We start from the raw sequence: 16,922 nt of genomic DNA, 5'->3' as shown, positions 1-16,922 counted from the left end.
CCACACACATCAATTAGCAGAGCTAATGGATGCATTCAGTAATCAGTACCTAGTCGCTGAAGCGACGCGGCGCCAGACTGGCCGGGCAATGGTGGTCTTCCGACCACCGCCAGGAGACTCAAATGAAAGCATTCGCACTGTCCGCCGCGCTGATGTTGGCCTTGTCACCCCTTGCCGCCAGCGCCCAAGACGTCCCGACCTCAGGAGGAAAGACGATGGCGCTGACCCAGGACTGGGACAAGGTGTTCCCAAAGAGCGACCGGGTCGAGCACCGGAAGGTAACGTTCAAGAACCGCTACGGCATCACGCTGGCGGCCGACCTGTACCAGCCGAAGAACGCCAGCGGCAAGCTGGCGGCGATCGCGGTGGGTGGCCCCTTCGGCGCGGTGAAGGAACAGTCGTCCGGCCTGTATGCGCAAACGATGGCCGAACGCGGTTTCGTCACCCTGGCGTTCGATCCGTCCTACACCGGCGAAAGCGGCGGTGAGCCGCGCAATGTCGCCTCTCCCGACATCAATACCGAAGATTTCAGCGCCGCCATCGATTTCCTCGGACTGCAAGCCAACGTCGACCGCGAGCGCATCGGCATCCTCGGCATCTGCGGCTGGGGCGGCATGGCGCTCAATGCCGCCGCCGTGGACAAGCGCGTCAAGGCCGTCGCGACCAGCACCATGTACGACATGACGCGCGTCATGTCCAAGGGCTACAACGACAGCGTGACCCTCGAGCAGCGCACGCAAACCCTGGAGCAGCTGAGCCGGCAGCGTTGGCAGGACGCGGAGAAAGGCGCTCCCGCGCATGGTCCGGCCATGAACGAGCTGAAAGGCGGCGAAGCGCAATTTCTGGTGGACTACCACGACTACTACAAGACGCCGCGCGGCTTCCATCCGCGGTCCGTCAATTCGAACGGCTCGTGGACCGTCACCAACCCGCTGTCGTTCATGAACATGCCGCTGCTGACTTACATCAACGAGATCGCGCCGCGCCCGATCCTATTCATCCATGGCGAAAAGGCCCACTCGCGCTACTTCAGCGAAACCGCCTACGCGGCCGCGGCGCAGCCGAAGGAGCTGATGATCATCCCGGACGCGAACCACACGGACCTGTACGACCGCGTGGACGTGATTCCGTTTGACAAGCTGACGGCCTTCTTCCGGCAGAACCTGGCCGCGCAATGACCACGTTGATGGACGTTCCGGCAGTCACCGGCCAATACGAGGCCACGGCGCGCCCCGCCCACTGGGGCGGTGTGCTCGCCATGACGCTGTGCGTGTTCGCGCTGATCGCGTCGGAGTTCATGCCCGTGAGCCTGCTGACGCCGATGGCCGCCGACCTGCACGTCAGCGAAGGGCTGGCGGGCTATGGCATCGCCATCTCCGGCGCGTTCGCAGTGATCACCAGCCTGTCGATTTCCACGCTGGCCGGCAGCATGAACCGCAAAACCCTGCTGCTGGCGCTGACCGGACTGATGGCCGTGTCCGGTGCGGTGGTCGCGCTGGCGCCGAACTATGTCGTCTACCTGGCGGGACGCGCACTGATCGGCGTGGTGATCGGCGGTTTCTGGTCGATGTCGGCCGCCACCGCGATACGTCTGGTGCCGACCGCGCAGGTGCCGCGCGCGTTGGCAGTCTTCAATGGCGGCAACGCGTTGGCGACCGTGATCGCGGCGCCGCTGGGCAGCCACTTGGGTTCGGTGGTCGGCTGGCGCGGCGCCTTCTTCTGCCTGATCCCGGTGGCTGCCGTCGCCTTCATCTGGCAGTGGATCAGCTTGCCGTCCATGGCCGCCGAGCGCGCCGACGGCTCCGGCAATGTATTCCGTCTGTTCAAGCGTCGCACCGTGGTGCTTGGGATGGCCGCCTGCGGTGCGTTCTTCATGGGGCAGTTCACGCTGTTCACGTATGTGCGGCCCTTCCTGGAAACGGTGACTCGCGTGGATGTGTCCAGGCTGTCCCTGATCCTGCTCGCGATCGGGATCGCCGGCTTCATCGGTACGGCGATGATTGGCACCTTCCTCAAGGGGGGGCTGTATCGCATCCTGATCGTCATTCCTGTTCTGATGGCGGCAATCGCGCTCGCGTTGATCCCCTTGGGTGCTTGGATGTGGCCAGTTGCAGTTCTCTTCGCGTTGTGGGGACTTCTGGCCACTGCGGCACCCGTCGGCTGGTGGAGCTGGATCGCGGATGCGATGCCGGAGGAGGATGCCGAAGCCGGTGGCGGCCTGATGGTCGCCGTGATCCAGTTGGCGATCGCATTGGGCTCCACCGTGGGCGGGATGTTGTTCGACGGCAGCGGCTACCGAAGCACGTTCGTGGCGAGCGCAGTGGTTCTTCTGCTCGGTGCCTTCCTGACGTTGCTGACGTCGCGCGCGTCGGCCGGACGGGCCGCTTGAGCAATGGTTAATAGGCGGCCCCTCGCGTTTAACGATGCTCGTTCCACATTGCGGCTGTTGCGGCAAGCGAGCCTGCTGGTGCTCGGCCTGTTGATACTGGGAGGCTGCAATGCCAGTGAGCGAAAGGAACCTGTCGGGAATGTTCAAGAGGTCATCGAAGTACCTGCCACACAGGAGAGAGCCCGCATGTGGATGACCATCGGCGAACATCGCTTCTCTATCACGTTGGCGGATACCGATGCCGCGCGGGCATTCGCGGCCCGGCTCCCCTTGACATTGGAGATGGCCGAGCTCAACGGCAACGAGAAACACGCCGACTTGCCGCAAGCATTGCCCACCGATGCAAGCCATCCCGGCACGATCCGGAACGGCGATCTGATGCTCTATGGCTCGAAGACCGTGGTCCTCTTCTACGAGACCTTCCGTTCGTCCTATTCCTATACCCCGCTGGGACACGTGAACGATCCCCATGATCTAGGACGGGTGCTTGGCCATCGTAGTAGTCGAGTGGCCTTTTCAGAATGACCGCTTCTGGCCGGAAGCCGCCGTTGGCGTTGCTACTCGACGTCGGTCTGCAATCGGTACTGGTTCAAGTAGTCAGACTCTCCGATCCACGCACGAGAGGCCTTCCTGCTAGGCGCACCGGGTCAAACGAGAACACATGCTCCAGCGGAGCATCATGGCAGCGACCAACCAGCCGGTCCGGAAACGCGGCCCGTCCATGGTCGAGGTCCACCTCAGCCGAGCAAATTGGGCACGTGCCCCAATGCCGCACGACGGCGAACTCGCGGGTCTTCAACTTTCGACCTGCTGTCGGCATGGTGCGAAGCTGACCGTAAAGCTCGCTCAGTGCCAGGAACGATGGCCCGGCCATCGTGACCCGCTGTGTAGGCAGGTGGAACACCGGCCGCGACAACCACCAGAGCCCGGCCGTCACCAACATCACCAGGCCGAGCTGGGCCAGCGTTGCGGTGGTCACCGCGTGGCCGCGGCTCCATGAGGTGTACAGCCAGAACCAGACGAGTCCGATCAGCGCCATGTTCAAGGCCGCGGTTCCGATGAGCACGTAGCCGCGCCAGGACTGCACCGGGAAGGGCCGGCTGCCCACCAACAGCCGGAGCCATAGCGCAGGCTTGGCCGGATCCATCTGGTAGCGGATCAGGGTCGGATCGGCCTCGGGCGGAGTGACGTCCTCCTCAGGCTCCACCTCGGGCGTCGGGCGGAAATCGAAGGACAGTCGAGAGGGCAAGCCACGGCCGCCCCCCTTTTTGACCACGAGGTAAGGGGTCAGGGTAGAGCCAGCCTGCGCGCATCGCTGCCGAAGCTGTTCCTGTCGCGATTCCCACCAGTTCCCCAGCTCCGCCGCCCGGAACACCTTGGGCTGACCATCGCCCACTCCTTCCAACTGTTGAAAGAGCGCCCGAAGGGTCGTGGTGTCCGTTTCAGGGGGCGCTTCACCCCGCGAGATGGCGGTCAGGGTCGTGTCCATGACCTCCCGGAGGACCCGGGCGTTGCGCTGCTGGCCCCCCTCCCGGTCCAGCCAATCAAGCGCCAATTTGAGGGATTCAACCTGTGGATTACCCGTTTGGGCGGGTTTAGATCTGTTTGCGTCCATGGCCTGCGGCGAATTTCTGCTTTCCCTCCGATCAAGGAAAGCACCATGGACACCATCCCAGAGCCGTTCTCACTTCGCAATCCGTCGGGCAACCGGCTGGCGCGGCGCGGCGGGTTCCGCGTCCCGTTTGGCCTGAAGGATGGCCGTGTCTGGGCCCCGAACGAGGTGCCGAAAGGCAAGGCGTGCGGCTGCATCTGCCCGGGGTGTCATGCTCCCTTGGCCGCCAAGGCCCAGGAGAGTCGGCGCAAGCGCCCCCATTTCGCCCACCTAACCGACACCGGCTGCCAGACAGGTCGCGAAACCGGGATCCACGAGCGGGCCAAGCAGCTGATCGCCGATCATCAGCGGCTTCTGATCCCGGCCTGGACCGGCGACCTGATCGACATGCCCAATCCGCCGCATGCCCGGGACGAAGATGGTCGGCTTCATTGGGGGCGCCAGGTCGACCATCCGACCCGCAACATGGAGCTGCGCGACATCGAAATCGAGCGATCGTTTGGCACCTACCAGCCCGACGTCGTTGCCTGGGATGCGGTCGGCGAGCTCCTGATCGAGATCCGCGTGACCCATGCCGTTGGCGACATCAAGGCGGCGCGCGTCCAGGCACAGGGCCGGAGGATGGTCGAGATCGACCTTTCCCAGCTGCACCGGGACACTCCCCACGACCTGGCTGCCTTCGAGCATGCGGTGCTCGATGACGCCGCTAATCGCAGCTGGATCTCTTGCCCCGAGGCAGTTGCGGAGTGGCAGGCTTCCAAGCTGGAACTGGATGAGCAGGTTACGGCGAGGAACCGGGAGATCGCCCAGTTGCGGGACCAAATGGTCAAGGCGGCCCAGGCCCGCCAGGAGCGCGACGTTCAAGAGACCAAGGACAAGGAGAGCCGTAAGGCCTACGTACGCCGACAGAAGCGTGAGAAACACGCCGAGGACCTGGAGCATCTAATCGAGCTGACGTCGCCTGAGCGAATCGACCGGGTCCTGCGTGAGTACCGGATCAGCGCGGAAGACCGGGTCGGCGAGCTCCTGAACACCGTTCCGGCTGCGGTCCGGTCAGCCTGCCTGCGCGCCCATGAGGATGCCTGGATCTTTGGGGTGGATCCGGTTCTCTGGCAGCTCCTGGCACATGACCACTTCGTCGCGAAACGGTCCGCAGGTGACCGCTTCAACCAGAGGGACGTAGCCGCCTGGGTTCGCCGGAGCTTCCAGCACGAGAAGGCGCTGTACAGGCTCTTCGTCACCCAGTACGCCAACCGCGCCGAGGCCCAACGCGCGGGGTTTCCCAAGAGGCGGCTGGCCTACTGGGTATTCACCGACGAAGAGAACGCCCGGATTCCGAACTTCTACACCCCAGTCAACGACTTCGTTGACCGGCTTGAGTCCGCCCGAGTCATCCGGCAACTGCCGGCGCCACGCGGCGAGTGCGAAGTCCTTCCGCCGCCCGCCACCGGCTGGCTTCCGGGCGCGCACGTGGATCCGGGCTACGGTCCCGGTGACCATTAGCCCCGCTTCTCGCCCTTTGAGCGCCCGGCACCTAGAATCGGTGTAGGCGGGGGTTGCAGCTGCGAGCCATGTCATTGATTTTGAATGACGTGCAGGCGCTCGCGCCCCATACAAAGCCCGGCCTGAGCTGGGCTTGAGCCGCCGAATAGTGACCTTACAGAACGGGACCTGGCTGATCTCCATGGCTGATGTAATCAACAAAGCAAAGCTCAACAACCTCGCCGACGACATCTGGAAGTCCGCCGAGCGCCTGAGGGGCAAGTTCAAGGCTTACGAGTACCAGAGCGTCATCCTGCCGATGATCGTGCTGCGTCGGCTGGAATGCGTGCTGCTGGCCTGGCGCGAGGCGAAGGCTGCCGAGCTCCGCAAGTCCCGCAAGGACATCAAGCAGGCCGAGCTGGACAAGCTGGTCAAGGCGCTGGAGCAGAACCCCCAGCAGGCGCCGTTCTTCAACAAGTCGCCGTGGACCATGGCGAAGATCTACGAGAACGATCACACCCGCCTCGACGATCATTTTCGCGCCTGGATCAACGGCTTCTCGAAGAACGTCCAGGACATCGTCGACCACTTCGACTTCCGAGCCACCATCGGCAAGATGGTCAAGCTCAATCGCCTGGCGCCCATCCTCAACCAGTACAAGGACCGCGCGTTCGGTCCGGACACGCTGTCCAACCTGGAGATGGGCTACATCTACGAGGAGCTGCTGCGCCGCTTCTCGGAACAAAGCGGCGAGGAGGCTGGTGAGCACTTCACCCCGCGCGAGGTGATCCGCCTGATGGTGGAGCTGCTCGACATCCCTCTGCCCAAGCGCAGCCTGAGCCTGTACGACCCGGCCTGCGGCACCGGCGGCATGCTGTCCGTGGCCAAGGAGCACCTGCTGGAGCGCGCAAAGAACGACAAGGATTACGCCGATGTCGATCGGTATGTGACCGAGTACGGCCAGGAACTGCAGCCGGGCAACTACGCCATCGCCTGCTCCGACCTGCTGATCAAGGGCGACAAGCAGGCCCAGATCACCCTAGGCAACTCGCTGATCCCGCACAGCCCTAGCAGCAAGGAACCCGGCGACCAGTTTCCCGAGGCCAAATTTTCGTTCGACTTCATGCTCTCCAATCCGCCGTTCGGCGTTACTTGGGGCGGCAAGGACGGCTACGAGACCGAGGCCCGCAAGCTGGAGAAGACCCGCTACAAGGCCGGCATGCCGCGCACCACAGACGGCGCCCTGCTGTTCCTGCAGACCATGCTTGCCAAAATGAAACCGGCTAAGGACGGCGGCAGCCGCATCGCCATCGTGTTCAATGGCTCGCCGCTGTCCAATGGCGACTGCGGTTCCGGCGAGAGCGAGATCCGCCGCTGGATCCTGGAGAACGACTGGCTGGACGCCATCGTCATGCTGCCCGACCAGTTGTTCTACAACACCGGCATCCACACCTACATCTGGCTACTGCGCAACGAGAAGCCGAAGCCCCACAAGGGCCGGGTGATGCTGATCGACGCCCGCAAGCAGTTCGAGAAGGAACCGAAGAGCTTCGGCAACAAGCGCAACCGCATCACCGATGTCCATCGGCGCTGGATCGAAACCCGCTACCGCGACGGCTGGGCGGACGGTTACGACGACGACAACGTGAAGCTGTTCGCTACTACCTATTTCGCTTTCCACAAGGTCGAGGTGGTGTTCTGGCAGACCGGCGCCGACGACAAGCCGGCGATGGTCACCGAGCGCTACGGGAAGGCATTCACCGCCGCCAACCTGAAGAAGGAACAGGAGTTCCATGCCTCAGATCTAACGTTCGACATCACGGTGGAGACCAGTGAAGGCGAAGAAATCCGGACCCTCGATCTGGCTCCGGACGACAGCGCCGCGCGCAAACTCAAAGCGCTGCTGGAAGATGTGGGCGGGCTGGCTGCAGTGAAGTCTGTGGAATGGACGCACCGGCATTACGTGAAGGATGACGAATACATCGCCTTCGAGGCCGATGGTGATCCAGCGAAGTACATCCCCGCGTTCCTGCAACGCGAGATCGCCAAGCCGATTATCCGCTGGCAGGACAGCGCGCAGCTGGGCTACGAGATCCTGCCCAACAAGTATTTCTATCGCTACCAGCCGCCGACGCCGGCGAACGAATTACTGCAGCAGTTCTGGAAGCTGGAGGAACAGGCCGAGGCGTTGTTGAAGGGGTTGACGGCGTGAGCCATAGCCCGGCATTTCTTCCTCACACACTCCCTGCTGGCTGGATTCAGGATCGGATCCGTGACCGCCTTCGCCGCGTTGTCGGTGGGGATTGGGGGGCTGACGCGGGAAGCGCGGATGAACTCGTCGATGTCGTCGTCGTGCGTGTCGCTGACATGGACGGCATCGGCATTTCACTTGACGACCCTACGATTCGAGCGGTCACCCCAGCGTCACTGGAAACGCGGCGACTTACACCCGATTCCCTCGTTATAGAGAAGTCTGGTGGAGGCGAAAAGCAGAATGTCGGGCGTGTCGCGCTGGTTGGTATGCTCGATGGTGAAGCCATCTGTTCCAACTTCATGGCGGTGATGGATGTCGATGCAGCAACATCATCCTCGTTCCTGAACTACTCCTTTTCTGCGCTTTACGACACGGATATGAACTTCCCGTCCGTGAAGCAGACAACGGGAATCCAGAATCTGGATGTCGTTGCGTACTTGTCGACCCACATTGCATTTCCTGCGCAGGACGAGCAAAAACGCATCGCCGCCTATCTGGATGCAAGCTGCCGCGCCATCGATGCGGCAGTGGCGGCGAAGCGGGAACAAATTGACTCATTGTTCGCTGCCATGAAGTCTAGTATTCGCAAGGCCGTAATGCTTGGAATCAACCCGAAGGTAAGGTTAAAGACTACGGATGTTGCATGGATTCCGGAGATGCCAGCGCACTGGAATCTCCGCCGCATCAAGGACGTCATGGAGTTTCACAACACCATCCGTGTCCCGCTAAGTTCTACGGAGCGAGGGTTGATGACAGAGAAGGTCTACGACTATTACGGCGCATCCGGTGTGATAGACAAGGTCGAGGACTATCATTTCGACGGAACGTACATTCTTATCGCTGAAGATGGCGCAAACTTGCTATCTCGTTCGCGTCCCTTGGCGTTCTTGGCAACCGGAAAGTTCTGGGTCAACAATCACGCACACATTCTCAGCCCTCGATATGGCGGGAACATCTGCTACTTTGTGAATCTACTTGAGTCGCAGGATTTTTCACTCTCTGTCACTGGTGCTGCGCAGCCGAAGCTGACGATGGAGAATCTTGGGCGGTACAAAGTCGGAGTTCCGGGAAGGGAAGAACAAGTCGAGATTGCTGAGCATCTACAGGGATTGGGATCAAGGTTCGAAGCGGTTGCTGAAAAGATTGGCGCGCAGATTGAAATTCTGACCGCCTATCGCAAATCCTTGATCCACGAATGCATCACCGGCCTGCGCCGCATCTCTGACGAAGACGTCAATCGGGTCGTCGCCCATGCCGCCACTTTCGCCTGAACTGCTGTTTCAGCAACACGTCGCGGACTTCCTGGTTCGCGAGCACCGCTACACCACGCTGGAACAGACCGATATCGATCCGGACCACGGCTGGCATGCCGACGGGCTTTGGGCCTTCCTGCAGGCTACGCAACCGGATGCGCTAAACAAACTGGCTGACGACTACGGCGCCGATGCGCGCCGGGAGGTGTTCCGCGCCTTGGCCGAGGCATTACGCACTCATCCGTTGTGGTGGCTCATCCGCCACGGCCTAGACGTGCGTGGCACCCGCCTGCACCTGTACTACCCCACGCCGCGTTCGGCGGCAGAAGCCACCAACAGCCAGTACGAACAGAACCGCTTCGCGGTGCGCCCGCATTACTACTTCGGTCCGACCAATGCGGAAGTAGATCTGGTCATCTTCCTCAACGGCCTGCCGATCGTGGCGATCGAACTCAAACACGAAGCCGGTGCGCAACGCTGGAACGTGCACGATGCGGTCGAGCAGTTCGTCCAGCGCGATCACAGCGTCCCGGTGTTCCGTTTGCCATTCCTGTATCTCGCGGCGCACACGTCCGAAGTGAAGATGGCCACCGATCCGCGCCGTGAGCCCAACTTCCGCTGGTTCAATACCGGCCTGCGCAACGAACCGATCACCCCGCCTGCGGCGGATGGCAGCAGCGAATATCCGGTGGAGTATCTCTACCGAGAAGTGCTGTCGCCCGCGCATCTGGTGGAAGCCCTGAGCTTCCTGCTGGTGAGGGTGCCCGAGCGCCCCGCGACCGAGGACAAGCCTTACCGTCCGGCGTTCACCTTGTTCCCGCGCTACCACCAGCAACGGATGGTGCGGAAGGTGGCAGATGCGGCACTGCAACGCTTCATCGAGACCGGCGAACCCGGTGGCAAGTACCTGGTCGAACACTCCGCCGGCAGCGGCAAGACATTGTCGATCTGCTGGTTGGCCGAGCGCCTGCACAGCCTGCACCACCCGACTACAGGCGCCAAGCTGGTCGACATGACGGTGATCCTCACCGACCGCAAGTCGCTGGACAAGAACATCCGCGATGATCTGGAGAACTTCGAGCACCTCAAGGATGTAGTGGGGCTGGCGAAGTCGGCGAACGACTTGCAGAAGTACCTGCGCGAGCGTCGCAGCATCATCGTCACCACGCAGCAGAAGTTCACCTGGATCCTCAAGGAAATCGAGAAGGATCCGGTGTTGCGTGGCCGGCGCGTGGCCTATCTGATCGACGAGGCACACCGCTCCCAGGAAGGCCAAATGGGCCTGGCGATCCGTTTGCCGTTTCGGCAGAAGGACGAACCGGACGCAGCTGACGAAGCCGACGAAGGCGAGAAAGCCGAGACTGACATCGCCGCCGCCATTCGCGAGCACGACCACAACCAACTGTTCGTGGCCTTCACCGCCACGCCATCGCAGACCACTGTGGATCTGTTTGGCCCGCCAATTGACCGCTATACCGAAGCCGAGGCGATTCAGGAGGGCTACATCGTGGATGTGGCCGGCAGCGTCCTGTCCTACAAGACACTCTACAACCTGCATTGCGCCATCGCGGAGCCTGAGCGTCGCACGTATCCGGCGGGAATCGTCCAGAAGGCGTTGCAGACCGTGGCTTTTCAGGACGAGGAACTGATCCAGTACAAGGCCGAGGTCATGCTCCGGCTGTTCGACGAGCGGGTGAAGGGCCTCATTGGAGGCAAGGCCAAGGCGATGATTGTCGCCACGTCCCGCGTGGCAGGGTTGCGCTACTTCGAGATCCTGCGCGAAAAACTTCGCGAACGTGGCGCGGATTACAAGGTGCTCTACGCCTTCTCGGATTTCACCCATCCCGAAACCAACAAGGAAGTCCGCGAGCACGACATTAACGGGCTGGACAACGGCGAACTCATTGAGGATCGGTTTGATGGCGACAGCTACCGTCTGATGGTGGTCGCCAATAAATTCCAGACCGGCTTCGACCAGCCCATGCTCGCAGGAATGTTCCTGGACAAGCCCATTTCTGGACGCAATGCCGTGCAGACTGTGTCGCGGCTCAATCGTCAGCACGAAGGAAAGAAGGACGTCATCGTCGTCGACTTCACCAACAATGCGGACGCCATCTTCAAGGCGTTCAACCTGTATCGGAAAGGCAGCCCGTATGAACCGGGCGAGCCTGATCCCGATGCCGCGAGCAAGCTCTATGACGAGATCGTCGGTGCAGAAGTATTCGAGCAGAAGGACGCCGACGAAATGGTGCGACGTCTCGAAGGCCCGGACGATGCCGGACGACAGCAGCTCGTCGCTGAGCTGAAGAAGGTGTTCGAAGAGCGCTTGGCAGATGGGCAACCGCGACGGGATTTCGTCAACCTGCTCACACGCTACGTGCAGCGCTATTACTTCCTGGCGAACTTCTTCACGTTCCCCGACGGACTGGCGCGCTTTGCAAGGTTCGCCGAGTACGTTGGACCGCAGCTCATCAAGCAAGGCACGGTGTCGGAGCTGATGGAGCGGATCCGGGCCACTGGTGTGGTCCGCGGCCAGGTGGAGGATCTCGGTGAGAAGCGCCTTGAGCCACGACAACCTGGAACCCCGGGGTCACCTAAGCCCAGGGCAGGTGGCGGCTCTCCGCCTCAAGTGACGGTTGCCGACATGATCGAGCGGCTACGCCTGAAGTTTCAGATCAGTGATGACGAGGCGCTGGTCATTCGCGATGTGCTCGATGAAAAGATAGGAGACGCCGTGATCGGTGCTGACGTTACCGCGCATCGAACAGATCAAATATATCTTGACGGACCGCTGAAGACACAGGTCAACGTGGGTATCCAGACGGCGTATGTGAGCCGCGATCGAATCGACGAAATCGGTGACCCCAAGTATTTCGAACCCGGAGGCATCTTTGATTTCATGGCGTACTCGGTGATTCAGCATCACCTGTTCGTCTCGACCGACCGTCGTGTCTAGCGGCGATGAGGACGATTCCCGGTGAAGTGCGCTAGGAATCATCGCGTTAGAGATATGACCTATTACTTGAAAAGTACGGTGGGTCTTGTGATAGGGGATGTTTATCGGAGGTAGGGGAGAGGGCTCCTCTCGACCCGAAGCGGACCCGGGTCATCCCCCGCACCCACCCCTCTTCCTTGTCCAAAGTCCGGGCAACGCAGCCGAGGTGCTCTCGCACCACTGTTAACTCGGCGGAGATATAGTCTTCTGGGAGAGTTCAGGTGAGCATGGCGGCGCGGGTACTGGTTGCGCGCCACCCTATGCGGGGCGCTACCCAATTGCCGGATCGAAGGATCGGAACACATGTCGAACTATGCCAAGCAGCTCAACGTCCATCTCGCCAGCTACAAGGCCCGGTGCCTCGGCGCGTTCGATCCAGGAGCGTACATATACCGCGGACAAGAGCTTCGTTACGAGCACATCCTTCCTAAAGACCAAGGGTGGCTGAACCTTCTAGCCCCTTACCGCCCGGACATTCAGCGGTATATTTCAGCTCGCCCAGCCATTTCGCTCCACCGCTACTTTCATCACTTGAACTCTTCACAAGCGTTCGCGCTCAACCTATTTTTTCCCTACTTTGAGAACGGCGGATCTTCCCAACTGCTTGCGGCAATGGGTTGCACTGGCGAACTATCGTCTTGGGAGCCGGAGTGCATTGTCGATGTGGACGAAGGAACCAATGTCGACGTGGCGTGGCAATCGGGCGGGATTCGAACTTACTGCGAAGTGAAGCTGTCGGAGCAGGAGTTCGGGACTGCGCAGGACGACGAGCGGCATCGATTCAAGCTTGAACAGATCTACCGGCCAGCGCTTACTGGTGCATGCGCTCCGGAGTGGCTGGAGCCCGAATCGTTTTTCAAGCAATACCAGTTGTTCCGTAACGTGTGGCTGGTTGCGAGAGAACCTGGAGCGAACCTCGTTTTCCTGGTTCCGAGGGCGAACACGAAAATCTGGCGCCAGTTGACCTCGTTTCTCGGAATTCTTCATGGCACGCTCGCGAATCGCGTCCGGGCTGTAGCCTTCGAGGATGTCATCGACTCGCTGGCCTCAGCGGCTGACCTGCCTCCTGCCTTGCGCACCTATGCTGAGCTACTTCGCGAGAAGTACGTCCTGCCGAAAGTATCCTGACCTCACGGACCCGGGGAATTGATATCCGCTCCTAGCCGGAAGTGGACCTGGCGCTAGGGCGGCTTCCGACCCATAGCGGACGTTGGATCGGAGTGTCGGCAGGTCGTGTTAAAGACTTGCAATCAGACTCTGCAATATCGAAAGTTCCTTGACCAAGACTGATCACTAACGGCCGCTAGTTTATTGGCTCGGCTAGATTTATGTGCGGGTGCATCTTGCTCAGACTATGGTGAACTGGCGGCTTAGCTGAGGGCAGCTGGAAGATGAGCGTTGACAGCACAGCCCCTGAGTTGGGGCAATTCTTATAGTAATCACGGTCGAACTGAATACTGGCACAGTATGAACATGCCTAGTGGTGATGAAAGTATGGAGTCAGTCCGCGCGTCCCGCGGAGGTCACACCTTCCACGAGAGATGGGCTGCCAGACGGGCATTACAATTGGTTTTTCCAAGCGATGATCTATTTGCGATCGCTGTGGAGGGGATTTCGTCGACGGAGACTGCGAGTCCCGGAACGTGGGCCGAAGATGTCGCCGACCTCGTCCTGTACTACGGCGGCGGAGACAATTTTCAGACCTGCGAGCGGCTCGAGACCGTCCAGTTCAAGTACAAGCATCGTGGGGAGGCGGTTACAGCCTCTTATCTGAAAAAGACAATCGAAAAGTTCTCCAGCACGATTATCGGCTATGAGAAGGCCTTCTCAGCTGCCGAAGTCGACAAAAAGACATCTTTTATCTTCGTCACGAACGCAGAATTCAAAGGCAGTCTTTCAGGAGCTATAGCGTCCATCATCGAAGGGACGACGCCTTCAGACCGCTATGCAGCCAATCAGGTGCGCGATCTCAAGAAGTGGTGTGCTGATGCCGGCTTATCTGACGCAAGCCGTCTCTTCTCGAGGATGGTTTTCCGAGCCGGAGAGAAGGGTCTTTCGAGCCAAGACAACGCGCTCAGGCGAACACTCACCGACTGGTCTGCGGGCGCCGATGCAGAAGCCAAGAGTCGCCTTTACGGGCTTCAGGACCTCGTCTTGAGGAAAGCGGGCCCAAGCGGCCAAGGCAAGAACCTGATCCGCCGCGAGGATGTCCTAGATGCGCTCGATTGCGCCCCGGAGGACCTCTTTCCGGCCGACACCCGTTTCATCGACGTGGGTGCTGTCGTCGAGCGATCCGAACTTCCAGCGGTCCATGACCTGGTCAAGGCCTCAGGGCAGCCCGTCTTCGTGCATGCGGAGGGCGGAGTGGGCAAGACCGTGTTTGTCCAGAGCCTTGCCGCCAGGATGGCGAACGAATTTGAAGTGGTCGTTTCTGACTGTTTCGGCGGTGGTTCGTACCGCTCGGACAATCATTCCAGGCACCTCCCCCGAATCGGGCTGGTGCAGATCGTCAACGAGCTGGCCTCGCGGACCCTGTGTGACCCGATGCTGCCGGGCGGCGACGACAGTCGCAAAGTCGTCAAGGCTGCGCGCAAACGACTGGCCCAAGCGGCGACAGCGATCCGAACCCAATCTGAAAAACGCGGTTTGCTTATTGTTATCGATGCGGCCGACAACGCCCAACTCGAAGCCAATCATCGCCACGAAGAGGCATTCCCGAAGCTTCTTCTCTCGACCATCGATGAAGATCCGATCGACGGGGTGAAGTTGCTGCTTACGGCACGCACGCACCGCAAGGATGACGTTATTGTCCGGAGCACGGTGAATGAGGTTGAGCTAGGTCCCTTCACCGATCCGGAGGCCAGGGAATTTCTGAGGAACCGAAAGCCCGACGCGTCCGGCGTCGAGATTGCCACCGCCCTGGCACGATCCGGCCGGAATGCACGCGTCCTTGCCTACCTGATTCAGACGTGGGATACGAATGTCCGCAGCAGTGCGTCGACCGCCCTCATAAAGGTCCCCGAGATCATCGCCCAGCATTGTGCGAAGATCGTCTCGGACCTTCATGTTGCAGGATGGCCGGATTCGGAGATAACCGAGTTCTTCGTCGCGCTGTCGCTGCTTCCTCCGCCGATTCCGCTCGGTGAGCTGGCGAACGCGCTGGGGTGGTCCGCGGCTCAAGTCGGTACCGCCGCATCGGATCTGGCTCCGATGCTCGAGATAACCTCGCACGGCGCGATCTTCAGGGACGAGCCCACCGAAACATACATCCGGGAAACATACTCCGATGGAGCGGAAGCCCAGAAGGCCATTGCCGATCGCCTTTTGGCGTCGCAGGGGACATCGGCTTATGCCGCCGAGGCGCTGCCGCATTTCCTGGTCGTCATCAAAGACAGCGATCGAGCGTTCGCGCTCGCCGATTCCACCAGTTTCCCGGCGACGGTGCAGTCGGAATTCGGCCGTCGAAGGTTGACGCTCGCACGCCTTCGCGCGGCCTTTCGATTGGCCGTAGCGGAAGATGACCTCGACCGGGTGCTGGGCCTCAGCATGCGGCTGGCGCAAGCCGCGACGGCCAACCTGAGAGGCGACGAGTTCATTCGAAGCTCGCCCGCTCTCGCGATCGTGCTGGGGGATGCTGACTCCTATCGCCGCCTTTTCGCAGATCGCTCGGGATGGCGTGGCGCCAGAAGTGCACGGCTGACGGTTGCCCATCGCTTTGCAGGTGACGTCGAGGAAGCGGAGATCCAGTGCGAGAGCACGGTACGTTGGATCAACTGGTATGCCGCGCAGCCGCACGACGAGACGCATCGCGATCGCGCCGGACCGGAGGCCAAGGACTTCGCGGCGGTGCTGTTCCAGCATTGTGCCGCAGGCAAGTTCGATGTTGTCGATCGTAATCTCGCTGGCTGGAATGATTGCTTCTCGCTTTCCGCGAGCGGCCGGGTCATGCAACTTCTGGAACTGTTTGACCAGGCGAACGGCACGACGGTGCTCTCGGATCTGGTCGCGTTCGCCGCAAGCGACGAATGCAAGTCGCAGGCGCTCAAGCTGCGGCTCCTCTCGCGACCCCGCTCTCTCAGTAAGCGGCAAGTGAGGGCGCTGGCGAAGACGACTGGAGCGCCAGTGTCCGTCGACGATGACGAAGACGAGGGCTTCTCAGCCGAGTCCAAGCGAGGGGGCAGTAGCCACGTTGTACAGGCGACGCTGACAGCACTCTTCTACAGCTCGCGTGCCGCAGCCGCGGCGATCATCCGCCATGCGCCGCTGGCTCGGCCATCGGCCTACGACTACGGCGAGCGTTATGGTCCCTCGAGGGCTTGGGACCCGATCCTCCACGTCTGCATTCGCGCATGGTCGGCTGGAAGACCGGTCGCCTACCACGACCTGCTTCCGAGGGAGGTGGGGATCACCAAGCGAGCGAAGGCAGTCACGACCGAGACGGAACTGCTCGCGTTTCTGAAGAAGCTGCCTCAGCCTGCGCCCGGCGGCCCCGGCAAGAAACGTGGCAGGAAGCCGCAGGGCGCGAGGTTCAGCGCCCGCGACTGCGAGAACATCAGCAGGGGCATCGAGCTTGCACGCCAGCTGACCCGGCCCATCGAGGAAGCCGTCCTCTCGCGCCGGGGCCTTTCGGATGCGAGCGTCACCGACTTCCTGGATGCGTGGCGCAAGCACTTGCGGGAGGGCGTGCACTGGAGGGCTGAGGTCGCAGCTGATTTGCTCGTCCGTACCGTCGGGATCGGCTGTATCCACATCCTGCTGGACCATGCACCCAGAGTATCGGAGGACCAGGCGAAGACCATCGTCGGTCTAATTTCCTCCGGACGATTCTCCGTCCAGCAGAAGACCTCCGTATTGGGCCAGCTGTCAAACGACACCCAGTTTCACGCATTAGCGCGACACCCGGATTCACGCACCCCGGGTCGGGTTGAGGATCAGTT

At 61.1% G+C, this 16,922-nt stretch carries 10 protein-coding genes; 9 read left to right on the top strand and 1 reads right to left on the bottom strand.

Annotation, left to right across the window (positions count from 1 at the left end; all coding sequences use genetic code 11):
• Positions 1 to 122 precede the first annotated feature (122 nt).
• The 3 genes from Q0863_RS16960 to Q0863_RS16950 all read left to right on the top strand — a co-directional run bounded on the left by Q0863_RS16960 (position 123) and on the right by Q0863_RS16950 (position 2,914).
• Entirely contained in the window at positions 123 to 1,178 is a 1,056-nt protein-coding gene (locus Q0863_RS16960) for an alpha/beta hydrolase (RefSeq protein ID WP_298581254.1), read from the top strand.
• Complete coding sequence (locus Q0863_RS16955; protein WP_298581251.1) at positions 1,175 to 2,389, top strand: MFS transporter; 1,215 nt, start codon at positions 1,175 to 1,177, stop codon at positions 2,387 to 2,389. The genes Q0863_RS16960 and Q0863_RS16955 overlap by 4 nt, the downstream gene beginning before the upstream one ends.
• Positions 2,390 to 2,575: 186 nt before the next feature.
• Complete coding sequence (locus Q0863_RS16950) at positions 2,576 to 2,914, top strand: cyclophilin-like fold protein (RefSeq protein ID WP_298581248.1); 339 nt, start codon at positions 2,576 to 2,578, stop codon at positions 2,912 to 2,914.
• A gap of 64 nt (positions 2,915 to 2,978) precedes the next feature.
• Here Q0863_RS16950 and Q0863_RS16945 read toward each other — a convergent pair whose 3' ends face one another.
• Positions 2,979 to 3,878, bottom strand: coding sequence for a hypothetical protein (locus Q0863_RS16945; RefSeq protein ID WP_298581245.1), 900 nt, complete (start codon positions 3,876 to 3,878; stop codon positions 2,979 to 2,981).
• A 171-nt stretch (positions 3,879 to 4,049) separates the two neighbouring features.
• Between Q0863_RS16945 and Q0863_RS16940 the strand changes: the two genes are divergently transcribed.
• From Q0863_RS16940 to Q0863_RS16915, 6 genes are all read left to right on the top strand, one after another.
• A complete protein-coding gene (locus Q0863_RS16940; protein WP_298581242.1) occupies positions 4,050 to 5,504 on the top strand; it encodes a hypothetical protein in 1,455 nt (484 codons plus the stop codon).
• Between the two features lie 148 nt (positions 5,505 to 5,652).
• A complete protein-coding gene (locus Q0863_RS16935) occupies positions 5,653 to 7,695 on the top strand; it encodes a class I SAM-dependent DNA methyltransferase (protein ID WP_298581239.1) in 2,043 nt (680 codons plus the stop codon).
• The gene (locus Q0863_RS16930; RefSeq protein WP_298581236.1) at positions 7,692 to 9,008 is read left to right on the top strand and encodes a restriction endonuclease subunit S; all 1,317 of its coding nucleotides are present in this window, start codon (positions 7,692 to 7,694) and stop codon (positions 9,006 to 9,008) included. The genes Q0863_RS16935 and Q0863_RS16930 overlap by 4 nt, the downstream gene beginning before the upstream one ends.
• Positions 8,989 to 11,946 carry a DEAD/DEAH box helicase family protein gene (locus tag Q0863_RS16925; protein ID WP_298581234.1) on the top strand — a complete coding sequence of 986 codons (2,958 nt, stop codon included), beginning with the start codon at positions 8,989 to 8,991 and terminating at the stop codon, positions 11,944 to 11,946. Before Q0863_RS16930 ends, Q0863_RS16925 begins: the two co-directional genes overlap by 20 nt.
• A gap of 342 nt (positions 11,947 to 12,288) precedes the next feature.
• The gene (locus tag Q0863_RS16920) at positions 12,289 to 13,113 is read left to right on the top strand and encodes a hypothetical protein (protein ID WP_298581231.1); all 825 of its coding nucleotides are present in this window, start codon (positions 12,289 to 12,291) and stop codon (positions 13,111 to 13,113) included.
• A 438-nt stretch (positions 13,114 to 13,551) separates the two neighbouring features.
• Positions 13,552 to 16,922: NACHT domain-containing protein (locus tag Q0863_RS16915; RefSeq protein WP_298581229.1), on the top strand; the 3,371-nt coding region annotated here is incomplete at its 3' end.

This window comes from uncultured Luteimonas sp. (assembly GCF_947492465.1).
GTDB lineage: Bacteria > Pseudomonadota > Gammaproteobacteria > Xanthomonadales > Xanthomonadaceae > Luteimonas.
This window is presented reverse-complemented; position numbering and strand designations above follow the sequence as displayed.